18 protein-coding genes are annotated in these 16545 nt (G+C 62.0%); 7 read left to right on the forward strand and 11 right to left on the reverse strand.

The features are described from left to right. Positions 1-358: 358 nt before the first annotated feature. The 8 genes from KW841_RS29255 to KW841_RS29290 form a co-directional block, all read right to left on the reverse strand. Positions 359-1369 (reverse strand): YeiH family protein, encoded by a 1011-nt coding sequence (locus KW841_RS29255; RefSeq protein WP_218480734.1) that lies wholly within the window; start codon positions 1367-1369, stop codon positions 359-361. Beyond that, entirely contained in the window at positions 1366-1692 is a 327-nt protein-coding gene (locus tag KW841_RS29260) for a Rieske 2Fe-2S domain-containing protein (RefSeq protein ID WP_015093598.1), read from the reverse strand. The genes KW841_RS29255 and KW841_RS29260 overlap by 4 nt, the downstream gene beginning before the upstream one ends. Further along, positions 1689-2351, reverse strand: coding sequence for a DsbA family oxidoreductase (locus KW841_RS29265; RefSeq protein ID WP_218480735.1), 663 nt, complete (start codon positions 2349-2351; stop codon positions 1689-1691). Before KW841_RS29265 ends, KW841_RS29260 begins: the two co-directional genes overlap by 4 nt. Then, positions 2348-3679, reverse strand: coding sequence for an MFS transporter (locus KW841_RS29270; protein WP_218480736.1), 1332 nt, complete (start codon positions 3677-3679; stop codon positions 2348-2350). Before KW841_RS29270 ends, KW841_RS29265 begins: the two co-directional genes overlap by 4 nt. Positions 3680-3771: 92 nt before the next feature. After that, positions 3772-4824 (reverse strand): 3-keto-5-aminohexanoate cleavage protein, encoded by a 1053-nt coding sequence (locus tag KW841_RS29275; RefSeq protein WP_007979210.1) that lies wholly within the window; start codon positions 4822-4824, stop codon positions 3772-3774. Between the two features lie 88 nt (positions 4825-4912). Next, positions 4913-5761, reverse strand: coding sequence for a TauD/TfdA family dioxygenase (locus KW841_RS29280; RefSeq protein WP_102701059.1), 849 nt, complete (start codon positions 5759-5761; stop codon positions 4913-4915). A gap of 13 nt (positions 5762-5774) precedes the next feature. After that, on the reverse strand, positions 5775-6755 hold the full coding sequence (locus KW841_RS29285) for a quinone oxidoreductase (RefSeq protein ID WP_218480737.1): 981 nt from the start codon (positions 6753-6755) through the stop codon (positions 5775-5777). A gap of 107 nt (positions 6756-6862) precedes the next feature. Next, positions 6863-7126 carry a hypothetical protein gene (locus tag KW841_RS29290; protein WP_218480738.1) on the reverse strand — a complete coding sequence of 88 codons (264 nt, stop codon included), beginning with the start codon at positions 7124-7126 and terminating at the stop codon, positions 6863-6865. A gap of 117 nt (positions 7127-7243) precedes the next feature. Here KW841_RS29290 and KW841_RS29295 point away from each other — a divergent pair, with 117 nt between their 5' ends. From KW841_RS29295 to KW841_RS29310, 4 genes are all read left to right on the forward strand, one after another. After that, positions 7244-9163 carry an alkaline phosphatase D family protein gene (locus KW841_RS29295; protein WP_218480739.1) on the forward strand — a complete coding sequence of 640 codons (1920 nt, stop codon included), beginning with the start codon at positions 7244-7246 and terminating at the stop codon, positions 9161-9163. A 143-nt stretch (positions 9164-9306) separates the two neighbouring features. Next, the gene (locus KW841_RS29300; RefSeq protein WP_218480740.1) at positions 9307-9789 is read left to right on the forward strand and encodes an adenylate kinase; all 483 of its coding nucleotides are present in this window, start codon (positions 9307-9309) and stop codon (positions 9787-9789) included. 208 nt (positions 9790-9997) lie between these two features. Then, a complete protein-coding gene (locus KW841_RS29305) occupies positions 9998-10252 on the forward strand; it encodes a type II toxin-antitoxin system prevent-host-death family antitoxin (protein WP_056728535.1) in 255 nt (84 codons plus the stop codon). Beyond that, positions 10249-10503, forward strand: coding sequence for a Txe/YoeB family addiction module toxin (locus KW841_RS29310; protein ID WP_015093589.1), 255 nt, complete (start codon positions 10249-10251; stop codon positions 10501-10503). The genes KW841_RS29305 and KW841_RS29310 overlap by 4 nt, the downstream gene beginning before the upstream one ends. 8 nt (positions 10504-10511) lie before the next feature. On the opposite strand, the gene KW841_RS29315 is transcribed toward KW841_RS29310, so the two are convergent. After that, on the reverse strand, positions 10512-11687 hold the full coding sequence (locus KW841_RS29315; RefSeq protein WP_218480741.1) for an aspartate aminotransferase family protein: 1176 nt from the start codon (positions 11685-11687) through the stop codon (positions 10512-10514). 102 nt (positions 11688-11789) lie between these two features. On the opposite strand from KW841_RS29315, the gene KW841_RS29320 reads away from it, so the two are divergent. Continuing rightward, a complete protein-coding gene (locus KW841_RS29320) occupies positions 11790-12695 on the forward strand; it encodes a LysR family transcriptional regulator (RefSeq protein WP_095965808.1) in 906 nt (301 codons plus the stop codon). Positions 12696-12727: 32 nt separating this feature from the next. Here the strand turns inward: KW841_RS29320 and msrA are convergent, their stop codons facing one another. Both msrA and msrB read right to left on the reverse strand, forming a co-directional pair. Further along, the gene (gene msrA, locus KW841_RS29325) at positions 12728-13435 is read right to left on the reverse strand and encodes a peptide-methionine (S)-S-oxide reductase MsrA (RefSeq protein ID WP_218480742.1); all 708 of its coding nucleotides are present in this window, start codon (positions 13433-13435) and stop codon (positions 12728-12730) included. A 42-nt stretch (positions 13436-13477) separates the two neighbouring features. Beyond that, entirely contained in the window at positions 13478-13996 is a 519-nt protein-coding gene (gene msrB / locus KW841_RS29330) for a peptide-methionine (R)-S-oxide reductase MsrB (protein WP_218480743.1), read from the reverse strand. Positions 13997-14295: 299 nt separating this feature from the next. On the opposite strand from msrB, the gene KW841_RS29335 reads away from it, so the two are divergent. Together KW841_RS29335 and KW841_RS29340 are read left to right on the forward strand one after the other, a co-directional pair. Next, on the forward strand, positions 14296-15015 hold the full coding sequence (locus KW841_RS29335) for a response regulator transcription factor (RefSeq protein WP_218480744.1): 720 nt from the start codon (positions 14296-14298) through the stop codon (positions 15013-15015). Further along, complete coding sequence (locus tag KW841_RS29340) at positions 15012-16532, forward strand: HAMP domain-containing sensor histidine kinase (protein ID WP_218480745.1); 1521 nt, start codon at positions 15012-15014, stop codon at positions 16530-16532. Before KW841_RS29335 ends, KW841_RS29340 begins: the two co-directional genes overlap by 4 nt. Positions 16533-16545: the final 13 nt, after the last annotated feature.

A 16545-nucleotide genomic window follows, 5' to 3' on the forward strand; every position in this document is an offset into this window, starting at 1 on the left:
GGAAGAAGACAGGGATTGATTAATCGAACTATGATTTTTCATGGACTCGCCCTCGCTGTCGTTGGCTGTTTAGACTGCCACCGTGGCGCATTGACGCCTCGGCTTGGGCGAGTCCATCCAATTACAGAGGACCGCGTTTATCCGGTTCATCCGCGTTATCGTTAACGACCATCGCCGGCAAGCCAGCGCCTACAAGCGACCGCGTCCGAGTCCAAACCTGTGAAAGCCCCAAAAAAAACGGCGACTGCTGGTACAGTCGCCGTGAAAGACCGGTGTTTGTGACACCGGTCGAGAGCCCCACGGCATGAGGAGTCAACGCCGTGTGGCCCTGCCATAAAACGTATGGGTGATGACGCGTTCAGAGCCCCCAGCGCAGCAGCAACAACACCAGCACGACCAGGAACACCGTCTCCCCGACCATCAGCAGGATCGGCTTGATCCCGACCGCCGCCAGCTCGCGCAAGCGGGTCTTCATGCCCAGGGCGCTGATGGAAATCACCAGGCACCAGCGCGACAGTTCGTTGACCGAGCCTTGCACCGCAGGCGCTACCCATCCGGTGCTGTTAATGCAGGCCAGGATCAGAAAGCCGACGGCGAACCACGGCAACAGCGGCGGGCGCTTGCCGGTCGGGTCGGCGCCTTGCATGCGGGTGATCATCGCGGCGGTGACGATCACCGGCAGCAACATGGCAACGCGCATCAGCTTGACCACCGTGGCTGTGTCGCCGGTTTCGGTCGACATGCTGTAGCCGGCGCCGACCACCTGGGCCACGTCGTGGATCGTGGCGCCGAGGAACACGCCCGCCACCTGCGGCGACAACTGCAGCCAGTTGGCGATCATCGGGTAGACGATCATCGCCAGGGTCGACAGCGCCGAGACGCCGATGACGGTAAACAGTGTGGCCCGCTCTTTCTGCGGATGGTTCGGCAGCGCCGCTGCCAGTGCCAGGGCCGCCGAGGCGCCGCAGATGGCGGTCGCGCCGCCGGTGAGCATGCCGAACAGGCGCTGGAAACCCAGGGCCTTGGCGGCAATCACAGACACGCCGATGGTCACTACCACCAGGATCACCACCAGCGCAATCGGCTTCCAGCCCAGCGCGGCCATTTGCTCCAGGGTGATGCGCATGCCCAGCAGCGCCACGCCAATGCGCAACACCGTGCGGGCGGTGAACTCGATACCGGCCTTGCACGGACCGTCATCGGCAAGAAAATTCAGGGCCATGCCCAGCAGCAAGGCGAACAGCATGACCGGCGCACCGTAGTGCTCGGAAAGGAACGACGCGGCGGCCGCCACGATCAGGCTGACGATAAACCCCGGTGCCAGTTCGCGCGTGCGACTGTGGATGCGGGTGAGAGCAATGGCGCTCATGGCGCGGCCTCCTCGGAAACAATGACGATAAACGCCTGGCCGTCGATGATCTCGACCGGGTAGTTGGTGACTTTGACTTGCCTGGAGTTGAGCAAGTAGCCGCTGTGCAAATCGAAGCGCAGACCATGGGCGCAGCATTGAATCACCCGGCCCTCAAGGCGCCCGCCACACAGCGAAGCGCCCTGGTGCGGACAGCTGTCGTCGATGGCAAACAGCTGCCCGTCGACGTTGAACAACGCCAGGCTTTTGTCCTCGAATTCGAACAGCGCCCGGCCACCGGCCTGCGGGTGTTTGCCGGCCGGCACGGGAATGCGCCGGGTCATGCTGGCTGCCGCTCGCGATCACTTTCCTTGAGGGCCTCGTTCATGGCCCCGAGCAGCGCCTGAGCGGGTTGTGCACCGATCACCGTCATGCGGTTGTCGAACTTGAAGCTCGGCACGCCACTGGTCGCGCCGGGAGATCCTTCAAACGGCGTGGCATCGCCCTTCAGGCATTCGAGCAGCCCTTCCGGAGCGACACCGCAGGAGCGGGCAATGGCCAGCAAGGTCTCGCGGCAACCGAGGTTTTCGCGTCTCAGGAAATAAGCGGCGAACAGGCGTTCGAGCAACATCTCACGCTGACTGGCATTGCCCAGTTCGCTGACACGCTCGAACAAGCGATGGGCGTCTGCGGTGTTGGGCATCGTCTCGATACGGCTGAGGTCTATGGCCAGGCCAACCGCACTGGCCGCCTGCTGGACCTGCTTCTGGCGCATGGTCATGGCGTCGGCATTGCCCAGGCGCTTGCGGTAGAAATCGGCAAAGGGTTCACCCTCTACCGGAATCTGAGGCAACAACTGCACGCCATGCCACACCGTGGTGATCTGCACGTCCGGGTGACGACTGCGAAACTGCACCTGCGCATGCTCCAGTTGGCGTTTGCCGATCAGGCACCAGGGGCAGATAAAATCGAAAAACACATCAATACGTAAACGACGACTCACAACTTCACCTCTAAACCCGCTTCACCGACAGGGTCAGGCACGCTCTGACCCTGAAGCCGGGCAATATCTCTGTGGTAATGACACTTGGCATAAAAGAACACCGCCGCCGCCGCGAGGCTGACCAGTGGCACCAGTTGAAACGCGGCATGCAGACCGATGAGGTCGGACACCCGGCCGGTGATGAACGGTCCTGGTGCCAGCCCCAGCATGTTGTTGGCCAGGGTCAGCGTGGCGAACGCCGTACCGTGCACCGAGTAATGGGTCAGGTTGGCAACCATCGCACCGGCGGGGCCGGTGGTGCCTGTGGCAATTGCCATGCCCAGGCAGATCAGCAGCAGTTGCACTGGCCCTGCCTGCAAGGCAAACGCCGCCGACAACAGCAGGCAACTGCCCAGGCAGAAGCCGATGGCCAGGCTGACCTTGCGCTCCGGCGAGTTGCGACACAGGCGGTCGCTGAGCATGCCGCACAGGATCATGCCCGCACCGCTGCACAACACGATGATCGCCGCCATGCCGCCGGCCTTGTCGGTGGGCATGTCGTAGTAGCGGTTGAGGTAGCTGGGAATCCACACCATCACCGTGCCGCCAACGAACAACTGCAAGCCGCTGGCGATGTAGGTCGACACCACCGAACGGCTGGACCACAGCGTGCGCAGCGGACGCTTGACCGCGGCAGCCGTCTTGTTCGCAATCTGCGCGGCGCGTTGTGGCGCAATGCGCGCTTCCTTGACGATGAGCGGATAAAGCATTGCCAGCACAAGGCCAAACAGCGACATGCCGGCAAACGACCAGCGCCAGCCCAGCTTGGCGGCAATCGCACCACCCAACGCCATGCCCAACACCGAACCGAACATCCCGCCCGCCATGAAGGCACTGGCCAGGGTGGCCCGCATGTGTTTGGGGAACACCGAAATCACCACCGCGATGCCCACGCTGCCGTAGGCGGCTTCGCCGACACCGACCATGAACCGCGCGATGAACATCTGCTGGTAGTCCTGCGCCAACGCGCAACCCAGGGTCGCCACGCTCCACAGGAACGCCATCAGCGCCAGGCTCTTGACCCGGCCGAAGCGGTCGGCCATCAACGACAGGGGAAACGTCAGCAGGCCGACCATCAGGGCAACGATGCCGCTGAGCAGACCCAGCTGTCCGTCGCTCAACGCCCACTCTGTCTTGAGCAGGGGGAATACCGCGTTCAGTACCTGACGCGACATGTAATCGGAAATCAACAGGCCGAACGTCAAGGCAAAGACGATCCAGGCATATTGGCGCGCAACGCCGACTCCGCTGGAGTCGTCATCGTCAGCGGCTATTGGGTGAAAGGCCATGCAGCCTCCTCAAGAGCTTTGTTTTATTTTTGTTATCAAGCGTGTAACGGTCAGGCGGACGAGAGGTCACGGCCTTTCGTCCCGACCCTCGGTCAACCGCGTTGCGGTACACCTTTTTGCCCAGCCTTGCGGTTGGGGGCCATGCCGTTGGCCAACAGGGTTTCTTCGATGGTTTCGTACTGCACGCCGATGCGGTAGATCTCGCGGGCTTCTTTGCCGGTGGCGATTTCGCGGCCCAGTTCGTGGGCGATGCGCACGGTTTGCTGGATCTGTGCCACCGAGCCGAAACGATCGCCCTTGTGATCAATGATAGTGTCTTCATTGCCCACGCGCGGGTGCATGCCCATGGCCATCGACATGGTGTTGAACGGCATGACGTTCTTGAGCAGCGATTCGGAGGTCAGGGTGCAACCGTCCGGCGCGCGGTGGATGAAGTTGAAGAAGTTGAACGGGTTCGGGCCGTCGAAGCCGCCGCCGATACCGATCCAGGTCAGGTTCAGCGGGCCCTTGTAGATGCCCCTGCGCACCAGGCGCTCGAGGGTTTCCATGGCGTGCATGCCGGTCAACTGGAAGTGCGGCTGGATGCCGTTGTCCATCAGGCGCTTGAGGTGCTCGGCAACCCAGGCCGGGCCTGCTGGCACGGTCATTTCGCTGTAGGCGGCCTGGGTCAGCGGATTGGCCAGGGAAGTGCCTTCCAGGTATTCCGGATACAGCAGCTCCATGATGTTCATCTGGGTGGTGTTGATCGCCACGGTGACCTGATCCGGCTTGGGGGTCAGCTCGGCCAGCATGTGGCGAGTGTCGTCGGACAGCCACTTGGCCGCTTCACCGTCGCTTTCCGGAGCGAAGGAAATCGAACCGCCGACCTGGATGATCATGTCCGGAACGGCTTCACGTACACCGGCGATCAGCTCGTTGAATTTCGACAGGCGCTTGGAGCCCTTGCCGTCCAGTTCACGCACGTGCAAGTGCAGAACCGTGGCGCCGGCTTCATAGCATTCGACCGCTTTCTGGACTTGCTCGTCCATGGTCAGCGGGATGTCTTCCGGGAAGTCTTCCGGCATCCACTCCGGGCCGTACGGGGCCACGGTAATGACTACCTTTTCCATGTTTTCCGGGTGCAGCGAATCGTCGAAGAATTGCATGGTCTACTCCAGTTCTTATGATTGTCCCGCCCACCCGGGGTCGAGCCGGGTTGGCGTGTTTACGAGTGCGAATGCAGGAGGCGTTCGATCAGAACGTCTTGTCGCCGATGATCCCGGCACGTTCCATCTTGCGATGGCAGGGCGGGTAATCCATGACGGCGTAATGCTGGGTACTGCGGTTGTCCCAGATGGCGATGCTGTTCGGCTTCCAGCGCCAGCGCACCTGATACTCGGGGATGTACGCCTGACTGATCAGGTAGCGCAGCAACTCGCCGGCGCCGGGGTTGGCGTCCTGGCCGAAGCGCACCCGCTCAGGGGTGTGGTAGTTGCTGAAGTGGGTGGTGAACGCGTTGACGAACAGCACCTTCTCGCCGGTTTCCGGATGGGTGCGCACCACCGGGTGTTCGGCGTCCGGGTACATCGCCTTGAGCGCCAGGCGTTTTTCAATCGGCATCGCCGCACCGAAGCTTGCTTCGATGCTGTGGCGGGCACGCAGGTCGGCGATCTTGACCTTTACCTCTTCCGGCAAGTTCGCATAGGCCTGGACCATGTTGGTCCACATGGTGTCGCCGCCCACTGGCGGGCATTCCACGCAACGCAGCACGCAGCCCATCGGCGGTGCTTCGCGCCAGGTGGCGTCGGTGTGCCAGGCGTTTTCATAGCGGTCCATCGGCTGGTCCGGATTCTTGTAGATCCGCACCAGTCCCGGATGATCCGGATCACTGCCGGCCACCGGATGATCTTCCAGCTCGCCGAAGCGTCGGGCGAAGGCCACGTGCTCGGCGCGGGTGATGTCCTGATCGCGCAGGAACACCACGCGGTGCTTGAGCAACTGGGCACGAATCTCGGCAAACAGACCGTCGTCATGCACCGCGTCGGCCAGGTTGACGCCGATCAGTTCGGCGCCAATGCTGCAGGTCAATTGTTCGACTTTCATGGCTGGCCGCTCCTTAAACGACGAAAATCGAAGAGCCGGTCGTCTTGCGCGATTCAAGGTCGCGATGGGCCTGCACCGCGTCCTGCAAGGCGTAGTGCTGGTTGATCTCGATCTTGATCCGGCCGCTGCCGACGTGGTCAAACAACTCACCGGCCAGGGCGGCTTTTTCCGCAGGGTCGCTGATGTAGTTGGCCAGGGCAGGACGGGTCAGGTACAGCGAACCTTTCATCGCCAGCATCACCGGGTCGAACGCCGGGATCGGTCCGGATGCGGTACCCACGCAGACCATCAGGCCACGGGGTTTCAACGAATCCAGCGACCCCATGAAGGTGTTCTTGCCAACACTGTCGAACACCACGTTGACGCCCACGCCGCCGGTCAGTTCGCGAACGCGAGCGGCGACGTCTTCGTGGCTGTAATTGATCGTATGGTCGCAACCGTGAGCCCGGGCGATTTCCGCCTTCTGCTCGGTCGACACCGTGCCGATCACGTTCAGGCCCAGCAACTTGGCCCACTGCGAAACGATCAGGCCGACACCACCGGCAGCGGCGTGCAGCAGGATGCTGTCGCCGGCCTTGAAGTCGTAGATGCGGCGCATCAGGTACGAAGACGTCAAACCGCGCATGGTCATGGCGGCGGCGGTTTCGAAGCTGATGGTTTCCGGCAGCTTGATCAGCGGCGCGGCCGGGATCAGGCGCTCGGTGCTGTAGGCGCCGAGGGTATTGAGAAAACCGGTGTAGGTGACGCGGTCACCGACTTCGACGTTGGTGACCCCTTCACCAACGGCCTGGACCACGCCGGAAGCCTCGACGCCCATGCCATTAGGCAGAGGAATCGGATAGGTACCGTTACGGAAATAGGTGTCGGCGTAGTTCAAGCCAACCGCCACATGACGCAGACGAACCTGGCCTGGACCGGGTTCGCCGACTTCGACGTCCTCGTAACGTAGAACTTCGGGACCACCGGTTTCATAAAAGCGTACGGCTTTGGCCATTTTTCTTATTCTCCAATCTGCAATGTGGGCGTGTTGCATCGAATTGCGCTGATTGGACTGTAGGACGCGGCCTGTTGTGACGCTTCTCATCAGGCGACAATGGCTTTTCATTTCATGACAGGCGGGGCCGCTCCCTCCTTGCCGTCGCTCGGCTGGTCACTGTTTTTTTCGCCAGCGGCCGGTGCTTGCGGGCTGCCGAATCCGGCCTTTGCGTTTTCGGCCTTGCTCTTGTGGATATCGCAACCCTCCAACTCGCTGACCTGGGTGCAACCGGACTGCTCAAGCTGTTTGCGGTACTTGTCGTTGATGGCATGGGCCGGGGATTGGGCAACGAGCAAAATGGCCAATGCCGGCAGGATGATTTTGTACATGCGTTCCTCCCTCAAACTGAAATGCCGACACAGGGCGCGGCAGACTTACTCTAGCCTGTCCCGTCGTCACCTGCGCTATCATCGCCCGCCTCGATGCCCCAGGAGCCTTGACCCCGGATGTCCGAAACACTACCACTGCCCGATGATCACCCGGCCCTGCCGCCGGTCCTGGCGGGCCCGCTGCTGCGGCGCCTTGAGCCCACGCGACTGGTGCTGTGGCTGGTGGGTTCCCGGGCGCTGGCGCTGACCTTGCGCTTGCAGGGCGTCGGTGACATCCGCCTCGATAGCGGGCAATGCACGGTGATTGCCGCAGGGACTCATGCCTTTGTGCACTTGATCGACGTGCCGCTCGATTGCGCCCTGCCCTGCGACCAGTCGATCGACTACGACCTGCTGATCGATGGCGCAGAACAAGGCATCGCCGACTGGGCGCCGCACCTGCTGTACGGCGATGCCCGTTGCCCGAATTTCGTCCTGCGCGCTCGGGTCGATCAGTTGCTGCACGGTTCTTGCCGCAAGCCTCACCACCCGGCGGCAGACGGCTTGCTCTGCGTCGACCGGTTGCTGGCGCAGGAGCATGCAGCCGAGGACCGTCCGGCACTGCTGATGATGACCGGCGATCAGGTCTACGCCGACGATGTCGCGGGGCCGATGTTGCGGGCGATTCATGCCTTGATCGAGCGCCTGGGCCTGTTCGGCGAACACCTCGAAGGCGCCGTGGTCAGCGACAGCGCCAGACTCTACGAGCATCCGGCCAGTTACTACCACCGTGCGGATCTGCTGCCGGCGCTGCAAAGCAATGAAACCCTGCGCGAGCGTTTCTTCGGTGGCGCACGCAAACCGATCTTCACCAGCAGCAGTGCCGACAATCACCTGGTGACCTTCGCCGAAGTCATGGCCATGTACTTGCTGGTCTGGTCGCCCGTGCCCTGGACCCTGATCTCGCCCCAGGCACCGACGCTGACACCGGAACGGCTCAAGCGCTACGCCCTTGAACAGACGCGCATCGATGCCTTCACGGCCGGCCTTCGCAACGTCGCGCGGGCACTGGCGCATCTGCCGACGCTGATGATGTTCGACGACCACGACATCACCGATGACTGGAACCTGTCCGCGCAATGGGAGGAAACGGCCTACGGCCATCCGTTCTCCCGGCGCATCATCGGCAACGCGCTGCTGGCGTACATGCTGTGCCAGGGCTGGGGCAACAACCCGGATGCCTTCGCTGCCCTGCTGCACAAGGCCAGTGCGTTGAGCGCCAGCACACGGGAGCGCCACCTCGACAGCAGGGTTCAGGACGATCTGATCGATGACCTGCTGAAATTCCAGCATTGGCATTACGTGCTGCCGACCACCCCGGCCATGGTCGTGATCGACACCCGCACCCGGCGCTGGCGCAGCGAAATGAACCTCAAGCAGCCTTCCGGCCTGCTCGACTGGGAAGCCCTGAGCGAACTGCAACAGGAACTGCTGGACCACCCGAGCGCGATCATCGTTTCACCGGCGCCGATCTTCGGCGTCAAACTGATTGAAACCGTGCAGCGGGTCTTCAGCTGGTGCGGTTATCCACTGCTGGTGGACGCGGAAAACTGGATGGCCCATCGAGGCGCGGCCCAAGTGATCCTGAACATTTTCCGCCACTCGCGCACGCCGGGTAACTACGTGGTGCTGTCGGGCGATGTGCACTACTCCTTCGTCTATGAAGTGCTGATCCGCCACCGCAAGGCCGGGCCACGCATCTGGCAAATCACCAGCAGCGGCATCAAGAATGAATTCCCCCCCACCCTGCTCGAATGGTTCGACCGCCTCAACCGCTGGCTGTACTCACCACGCTCGCCACTGAACTGGCTGACCAAACGTCGACGCATGCGCATCGTGCCGCATGTCCCGGAACACGCCGAAGCCGGAGAGCGCCTGTGGAACTCGGCGGGCATCGGACAAGTGTTCTTTAATGAAAAAGGTCAGCCGCAGGACATTTTTCAACACAACGCCAATGGCTCGCCAAAGACACGAATGGTTGCGCCGGAGGGTGAGTAGTAAAGGTATAACCTCTGTGGGAGCGAGCTTGCTCGCGATGGCGGCGTATCAGTCGACATCGATGTTGGCTTTGAGTCCGTCATCGCGAGCAAGCTCGCTCCCACAGTGATCCTCGTCAGGCACATAGGTAGAGGCAACTCGGCATGAACCTCACCCGCACCCTGATCATCGGCAACTCCGGCTCCGGCAAAAGCTGGCTGGCGCAGCGGCTGGCCGAGCAATTGCGTGAGCCCTGGACCGATCTCGACCGGATTCACTGGCTGTCCGACGAACACAGCATCCCCCGCCCCCGCGCGGAAGCATTGGCCAGGGCACGGATCGCGGCCGACGAGCAACGCTGGGTAATCGAAGGAGTTTACGGCTGGATCATCAGCGAAATCCTCCACCGCACCACGGCCTTGATCTGGCTATGTGTCGATGACGAGGAATGCGTCGCCAACATTCACCAACGGGAAACACAGGATAACGAACGGTTGGTGGCATTGCTGGAGTGGGCGGGCAGCTACCGCAAGCGTGATGACTCAAGTGGATTTGCTGCGCACCAGCGCCTTTTCGAGGGGTTTTGCGGTGCGAAAATCCGATTGGAGGATCGGAAGGAAATCGCGGCGCTGATTCATCACCTGTAGGTTTGCGCAGCTGTGGTCGTACACAAACCCAATGGATGGCATGTAGCTCAGAATGGGATTACATCAGTCACGGAAACGTCCTGAGGACCATTCGGCGATACTCGATACAGGCGTGGATGCACTGTCTGCGTAACAACCACTCGTAGGTATCGCCTTGCTAACATGTACTCATTTCTGTACGTTCTCTGCATCAAGCGAGGACAATCACATGGAAACCATCAACTACACCAACGCTCGGGCACACCTGGCACAAACCATGGACCGGGTGAATGAAGATCGCGCCCCGCTACTGGTAACCCGTCAGAAAGGCGAGCCGGTAGTGATGATGTCATTGGCCGAATACAACGCTCTCGAAGAGACAGCCTATCTGCTGCGCTCCCCCGCCAACGCTGAACGCCTGATCAAATCAATCGGTAACCTGCGAGCCGGCAAAACCAAAACCAGGCAACTGATTGAAGAATGAATATCGAGTTCACCCCTGAAGCCTGGGACGATTATCTCTGGTTCCAGCAGAACGATAAGGCTGGGCTCAAACGTATCAACCTGTTGATCAAGGCTATCCAGCGTGAGCCTTTCGACGGTCTGGGAAAACCCGAACCGCTCAAGCATAACTTGAGCGGATTCTGGTCACGCCGGATTACGGCTGAACATCGTCTGGTCTATGCCGTTGAAGACGGCGAAATACGCGTCGTGATGTGCAGATACCATTACTGAGCAGAACTTCAGCCCTCTTTCACCACACTACTCACCCCCCTGACAATCATCTCCACCTCCCGCCCATCAATCGTCAGCGGCGGTAGCAGGCGAATGGTTTTCCCCCGCGTGACGTTGATCAGCAAACCATGATCCCGCGCAGCGATCAGGCTCAGGTCGCGGATCGGTTGCTTGAGCTCGATGCCGATCATCAGTCCCTGACCACGGATCGCCATGACGTTGGGGTCGCCCGCCAACTCGGTGTGCAATCTGTCGAGCAGCCGCGCGCCCTGGAGCCGGGCGTTTTCCAGCAGCCTTTGCTCTTCAACGATATCCAGCACGGTGCAACCGACCCGGCAGGCCAACGGGTTACCGCCGAAGGTGCTGCCGTGGCTCCCCGGCGTGAACAGTTCGGCCGCCTTGCCACGGGCCAGGCAAGCGCCGATGGGCACGCCGTTGCCCAGGCCTTTGGCCAGGGTCATGACGTCCGGAACGATGCCTTCGTGCTGGAACGCGAACCACTGCCCGGTGCGGCCGATGCCGGTCTGGATTTCATCGAGCATCAACAGCCACGAGCGCCGGTTGCACAGTTCGCGCACGGCCTTGAGATAACCCGGTGGTGCCAGCTGCACGCCGCTTTCGCCTTGGATCGGTTCCATCAGCACTGCCACGATCCGCGAACCGTAAGCCTGTTGCACCTTGTCCAGCGCATCGAGGTCGCCGAACGGCACTTTGACGAAATCCCCCGGCAGCTGATTGAACCCCAAGCGCACCGCCGGGCCGTCGCTGGCCGACAAGGTGCCAAGAGTGCGACCATGGAACGCGTTCTCCATGACCACCACCAGCGGCTGTTCGATACCTTTGTGCCAGCCATGCAGCCGGGCGATTTTCAGTGCGGTTTCGTTGGCTTCGGCCCCGGAGTTGTTGAAAAACGCCCGGTCCATGCCCGCCAGCCGCGTCAGTTTTTGCGCCAGCCGTTGTTGCCAGTCGATGCTGTAGAGGTTCGAGGTGTGCAGCAGTAACCCGGCCTGCTCGGTGATGGCGGCGACGATTTTCGGGTGGGAGTGGCCGACGTTGGTCACCGCCACACCGGCGACCGCATCCAGGTATTCGCGACCGGCCTGATCCCACAGGCGAGTGCCCAGCCCCTTGTCGAAACTCAAGGCCAAGGGTTGGTAAGTGCTCATCAGGCAGGCGGCGGTCATGACGTCAAGCTCCAGCAAGGGTCGGTGTTTTTGCAGTATGGTTAGCCACCTGAGCTGGATAAACGCTGTAAAACTTCAATCATTTAAAAGCTGGTCTTGATAATGGATCTGTTCCAGGCAATGAGCGTCTACGTGAAAGTGGTGGAGACCGGCAGCATGACCGCCGCCGCTTTTCAGTGCGATATGTCCACGACCATGGTCGGCAACCACCTCAAGGCCCTGGAGCAGCGCCTGGGTGTGCGCCTGCTCAACCGCACGACGCGGCGTCAGCGGCTGACCGAGTTCGGCGTCGCGTATTACCAGCGTTGCCTGGAAGTGCTGGGGCTGGTGGCCGATTCCGAGCGTCTGGCCGAGCAGGCCCTCGACGAACCGAGCGGGACGCTGCGCATCACCGCTCCCCTGACCTTCGGCACCGAACGCCTGGCACCGGCGCTGAGTGAATTCAGCCGGCAAAACCCGCGAGTGAAACTTGACGTGGTACTGACCAACCGGCGCCCGGATCTGCTGGAAAACGGCCTGGACGTAGCCTTTCGCCTCGGCGCGCTGGAGCCCTCCAACCTGATCGCCCGCCCGCTGATCGACTACACCCTGACCATGTGCGCGTCACCCGACTATCTGGCCCGTCGCGGCACCCCGCAAACGCCTGAAGATCTGCGACACCACGACTGCCTGTCCTTTGCCTATCCGGCCGGGGATGACTGGCAATCGGTGCAAAAGGAATGGCGCCTGGCCGGGCCCGAGGGCGAAGTCAGCGTGGGGGTCAGCGGGCCGATGCTGATCAACAGTTCGGCCGGTTTGCATCAGGCGGCGCGGACCGGCATGGGCATCGTGATGATGCCCGACGCCCTGGTCGAGCAGGACCTCAAGGACGGAAAGCTGTTGGCCTTGATGCCCGATTACTGCCCGCCCAGCCGGCCGATGCACCTGGTCTATGCCCAGGATCGCCACCGTTTGCCGAAACTGCGACGCTTCGTGGAATTTGCCGTACAGATGTGGGGCAAGCACTAGTCGGCCGAACAGGCATGCACGCTGATCGCCATTTACCTCCCCGCCTTCACCAGCACCGGCTGTTCCTGATAACGATTCGGGTACAGCTGCTTCAACTGCGCAACCTTCGGCAAGTCATTGATCACGATGTACGGATAGGTCGGATGCTCGGTCAGGAAATCCTGATGTTCCTCCTCCGCCGGATAGAATCCATTGAAGGTTTCAAGCTTGGTCACGATCGGTTTATCGAACGAATGGGCGGCGTCGAGCTGGGCGATGTAGGCCTGTGCGACCCGCTGCTGCTCGGCACTTTTGGTAAAGATCGCCGAACGATACTGGGTGCCGGTGTCCGGTCCCTGGCGATTGAGCTCGGTCGGGTTGTGCGCCACGGAGAAGTAGATTTGCAGCAAGGTGCCGTAGCTGATCTGGCTCGGATCGAAAGTCACTTCGACCGACTCCGCATGGCCGGTATTGCCGTTGCTGACACGCTCGTATTGCGCCGTGTCGGCCGCGCCACCGGCGTAACCGGAAACTGCATTTTTCACGCCTTTGACGTGCTGAAACACCCCTTGCACACCCCAGAAACAACCGCCGGCGAACACCGCCGTTTCGCTTTGAGCCTGAGTGGTTTCGTCGAGGGCCGGCGACGGAATAACGACGGCTTCCTCAGTACCACTGAGAGAGAACGCCGAGCATGTCCCGATGACGCCAACGGTGGCCAATGCCAATAGCGTACGGCGCCAGGTGAACTGGTTTTTCATGTAAGGAACTCCTGAATGATCCAAGGGGGCAGGCAGTCAAAATCAGACGGTTCGGGGCTCGAACTTCATCGCCAGGCCGTTCATGCAGTAGCGCAGGCCAGTGGGTTTCGGGCCGTCATCGAAGACATGACCCAGATGCCCGCCACAGCGCCGGCAGTGCACCTCTTCGCGGACCATGCCGAACGCACGGTCCTGGCGCGTCGCCACGGCCTTGTCCAGCGGTGCCCAGAAACTCGGCCAACCGGTACGGCTGTCGAACTTGGTGGCCGAGGAAAACAGCGGCAGGTCGCAACCGGCACAGGCGAAAGTACCGTCGCGGTGCTCGTTGTTCAGCGGGCTGCTGTAGGCCCGTTCGGTGCCCTCCTCGCGCAGGATGTCGTACTGCTCGTCACTGAGGATCGCGTGCCATTCGCTGTCGCTGTGGGTCACTTCGAACGCCTCCGCTGCGCTGGCCTCACGGATCAAGGCCGAGCCTGTGGAAAACTTCGGCAACAGGCCGATCGCCAGGGCTGCAACGCCCAGCCCGCCGCCCGCTAGAAGTAATTGCCGTCGTGAAAACATGCTCGCCTCCAAAAATCCAGGGGTGTTTCATGGAACACAGCCTAGGCTTTGGGTGATCGCCAAATCCTCACGGGAAGTTAAACAATTCGTGATAACTCGGGCCCCGAAAAACCCGCACAATGCATAACGCCAACATTGAACACTGCTATTCCTGTGGGAGCGGGCTTGCTCGCGAAGGCGGAGTGTCAGTCGATGGTGATACTGGCTGACCTGACGCTTTCGCGAGCAAGCCCGCTCCCACAGTTTTTTTGAACATAAGCCGAATGGCATGCGCTCATTGCACCGAAGGATTGACCTGGATGGAACAGACCAAACGCGTCCTCGTGGTCGAGGACGACCAGCACATCGCCGACCTGATTTGCCTGCATCTTCGCGATGAGCAGTTCGAGGTGGTGCACAGCGCCGATGGCGATGAAGGCATGCGCCTGCTGCAGCAAGGCAACTGGGATGCGCTGGTCCTCGACCTGATGCTGCCCGGTGTCGACGGCCTGGAAATCTGCCGCCGCGCCCGGGCCATGGCGCGCTACACGCCGATCATCATCACCAGCGCGCGCTCCAGCGAAGTACACCGGATTCTCGGCCTGGAGCTGGGCGCCGACGACTATCTGTCCAAGCCCTTTTCCATGCTCGAACTGGTGGCACGGGTCAAGGCGCTGCTGCGCCGGGTCGATGCCATGGCGCGTAACCTGAAGATGGACGCCGGCAGCCTGCTCACCGACGGCCTGGCCATCGACCCGATCACCCGCGAGGTGGCCCTCGACGGACGACGCCTGGACCTCACGCCCCGGGAATTCGACTTGCTGTACTTTTTCGCCCGCCAGCCCGGCAAGGTGTTTTCGCGCATGGACCTGCTCAACGCCGTGTGGGGCTACAGCCACGAAGGCTACGAGCACACGGTCAACACCCACATCAACCGCCTGCGCGCCAAGATCGAGGCCGACCCGGCGCAGCCTGTACGCATCCTCACGGTCTGGGGCCGCGGCTACAAATTCGCCACCGGGGAGGAGCCGCAGCCATGAGGCTGACCCTGACGCAACGCCTGTCCCTGGTGTTCGCCGTACTGCTGCTGGTGTGCTGCGGCACGTCGGCGTGGATGCAGGTGCGCTCCAACCAGATGCATGAACAGGAAGTGGTGCAAGGCTTGTCCCGCGACCTGGCGCAGCACATCGCCAGCGACACGGTGCTGATGGACACCCAGGGCCTGATGCCCAATGCCGTGCGCGATTTGTTCAGCAAGCTGATGCAGGTCAACCCCAGTGTCGAGGTGTACCTGCTCGACACCGAGGGCAAGATTGTCGGCAGTGCCGCGCCCGAGGGCCGGATCCGGCGGGAGCGGGTCGACCTCGCGCCGATCCAGCGCCTGCTGCGGGGCGATCCGCTGCCGATTCCCGGCGACGACCCGCGCAGCGTCGATGCACGCAAGGTGTTCAGCGCAGCACCGCTGAAGGTGGATGGCAAGCCGGCGGGCTATCTCTATGTGGTGCTGCTCGGTGAGGATCACGACCGCCTGGCCGAACGCGGTGCAACCAGCGCGGCGCTCAACACAGCGCTGCTGTCCATCGGCCTGGTGGCATTGCTGTGCCTGATTGCCGGCCTCACCGCGTTTGCCCTGATCACCCGGCCGTTGCGCCGCCTGACCGAAACCGTCAGCCAGTTCGACATCGATGGCGTACCGGTCACGCCGGCCCTGCCCGTCGCGGTGGAAAAAGCCGCCAGCCACGATGAAATCGCCGTGCTCGATGCCGCGTTCCGGCAGATGCAGGCCCGCCTGGGCGAGCAATGGCGTTCGTTGACCCGCCAGGACCAGGAGCGCCGCGAACTGGTGGCGAACATCTCCCACGACTTGCGCACGCCGCTGGCCTCGCTGCACGGCTATCTGGAAACCCTGTCGCTCAAGGACGCCACGCTGTCCCCTGCCGACCGCCGTCGCTACCTCGGCATCGCGCTGGACCAGAGCCGCAAGGTCGGTGGTCTGGCGCAGTCGCTGCTGGAACTGGTGCGGCTGGAGCACGGCTTCGTGCAACCGGTGCTGGAGCGTTTTTCCCTGACCGACCTGGCCCAGGACATCTTCCAGAAATTCGAACTCACCGCCGAAGCGCGCCAGGTCGAACTCAAGGCCACGTTCGCGCCAAACGCCTCGGCGGCCTGCGCGGACCTCGGGTTGATCGAGCGGGTGCTGACCAACCTGTTCGACAATGCCCTGCGCCATACCCCGCCAGGTGGAGACGTCGAACTGGGCCTACGCCCGCAAGGGGTATTCATCGAGGTCACGGTCAGCGACACCGGTCCGGGCATTGCCCCGGAACTGCGCGAAGGTTTGTTCCTGCGTCCGTTCAACATCGGCGGCGCACGGCGCGATGGCGGGCTGGGGCTGCGGATCGTGCATCGCATCCTGCAATTGCACGGGCGCGAAATTCAGTTAATCGATGTGCCGGGGCGGGGGGCGACCTTTCGGTTTTCGTTGCCGATCGATGAAGAGACAGCGTCGGCGCTGGCGGTGCGGTCGATGAACCTCAATACACCGCGGCAGGCTTGAAAAGTTGTGGTGC

Origin of the sequence: Pseudomonas sp. PDM28 (assembly GCF_019219115.1) — a bacterium.
Lineage (GTDB): Bacteria > Pseudomonadota > Gammaproteobacteria > Pseudomonadales > Pseudomonadaceae > Aquipseudomonas > Aquipseudomonas laurylsulfatiphila.

What these genes read in the sequence shown, in the direction of transcription:
- KW841_RS29255 (WP_218480734.1), bottom strand. Translation starts at nt 1,369, where the DNA reads ATGAGCGCCATTGCTCTCACCCGCATCCACAGTCGCACGCGCGAACTG.
- KW841_RS29260 (WP_015093598.1), bottom strand. Translation starts at nt 1,692, where the DNA reads ATGACCCGGCGCATTCCCGTGCCGGCCGGCAAACACCCGCAGGCCGGT.
- KW841_RS29270 (WP_218480736.1), bottom strand. Translation starts at nt 3,679, where the DNA reads ATGGCCTTTCACCCAATAGCCGCTGACGATGACGACTCCAGCGGAGTC.
- KW841_RS29275 (WP_007979210.1), bottom strand. Translation starts at nt 4,824, where the DNA reads ATGCAATTCTTCGACGATTCGCTGCACCCGGAAAACATGGAAAAGGTA.
- KW841_RS29280 (WP_102701059.1), bottom strand. Translation starts at nt 5,761, where the DNA reads ATGAAAGTCGAACAATTGACCTGCAGCATTGGCGCCGAACTGATCGGC.
- KW841_RS29285 (WP_218480737.1), bottom strand. Translation starts at nt 6,755, where the DNA reads ATGGCCAAAGCCGTACGCTTTTATGAAACCGGTGGTCCCGAAGTTCTA.
- KW841_RS29290 (WP_218480738.1), bottom strand. Translation starts at nt 7,126, where the DNA reads ATGTACAAAATCATCCTGCCGGCATTGGCCATTTTGCTCGTTGCCCAA.
- KW841_RS29295 (WP_218480739.1), top strand. Translation starts at nt 7,244, where the DNA reads ATGTCCGAAACACTACCACTGCCCGATGATCACCCGGCCCTGCCGCCG.
- KW841_RS29300 (WP_218480740.1), top strand. Translation starts at nt 9,307, where the DNA reads ATGAACCTCACCCGCACCCTGATCATCGGCAACTCCGGCTCCGGCAAA.
- KW841_RS29305 (WP_056728535.1), top strand. Translation starts at nt 9,998, where the DNA reads ATGGAAACCATCAACTACACCAACGCTCGGGCACACCTGGCACAAACC.
- KW841_RS29310 (WP_015093589.1), top strand. Translation starts at nt 10,249, where the DNA reads ATGAATATCGAGTTCACCCCTGAAGCCTGGGACGATTATCTCTGGTTC.
- KW841_RS29315 (WP_218480741.1), bottom strand. Translation starts at nt 11,687, where the DNA reads ATGACCGCCGCCTGCCTGATGAGCACTTACCAACCCTTGGCCTTGAGT.
- KW841_RS29320 (WP_095965808.1), top strand. Translation starts at nt 11,790, where the DNA reads ATGGATCTGTTCCAGGCAATGAGCGTCTACGTGAAAGTGGTGGAGACC.
- msrA (WP_218480742.1), bottom strand. Translation starts at nt 13,435, where the DNA reads ATGAAAAACCAGTTCACCTGGCGCCGTACGCTATTGGCATTGGCCACC.
- msrB (WP_218480743.1), bottom strand. Translation starts at nt 13,996, where the DNA reads ATGTTTTCACGACGGCAATTACTTCTAGCGGGCGGCGGGCTGGGCGTT.
- KW841_RS29335 (WP_218480744.1), top strand. Translation starts at nt 14,296, where the DNA reads ATGGAACAGACCAAACGCGTCCTCGTGGTCGAGGACGACCAGCACATC.
- KW841_RS29340 (WP_218480745.1), top strand. Translation starts at nt 15,012, where the DNA reads ATGAGGCTGACCCTGACGCAACGCCTGTCCCTGGTGTTCGCCGTACTG.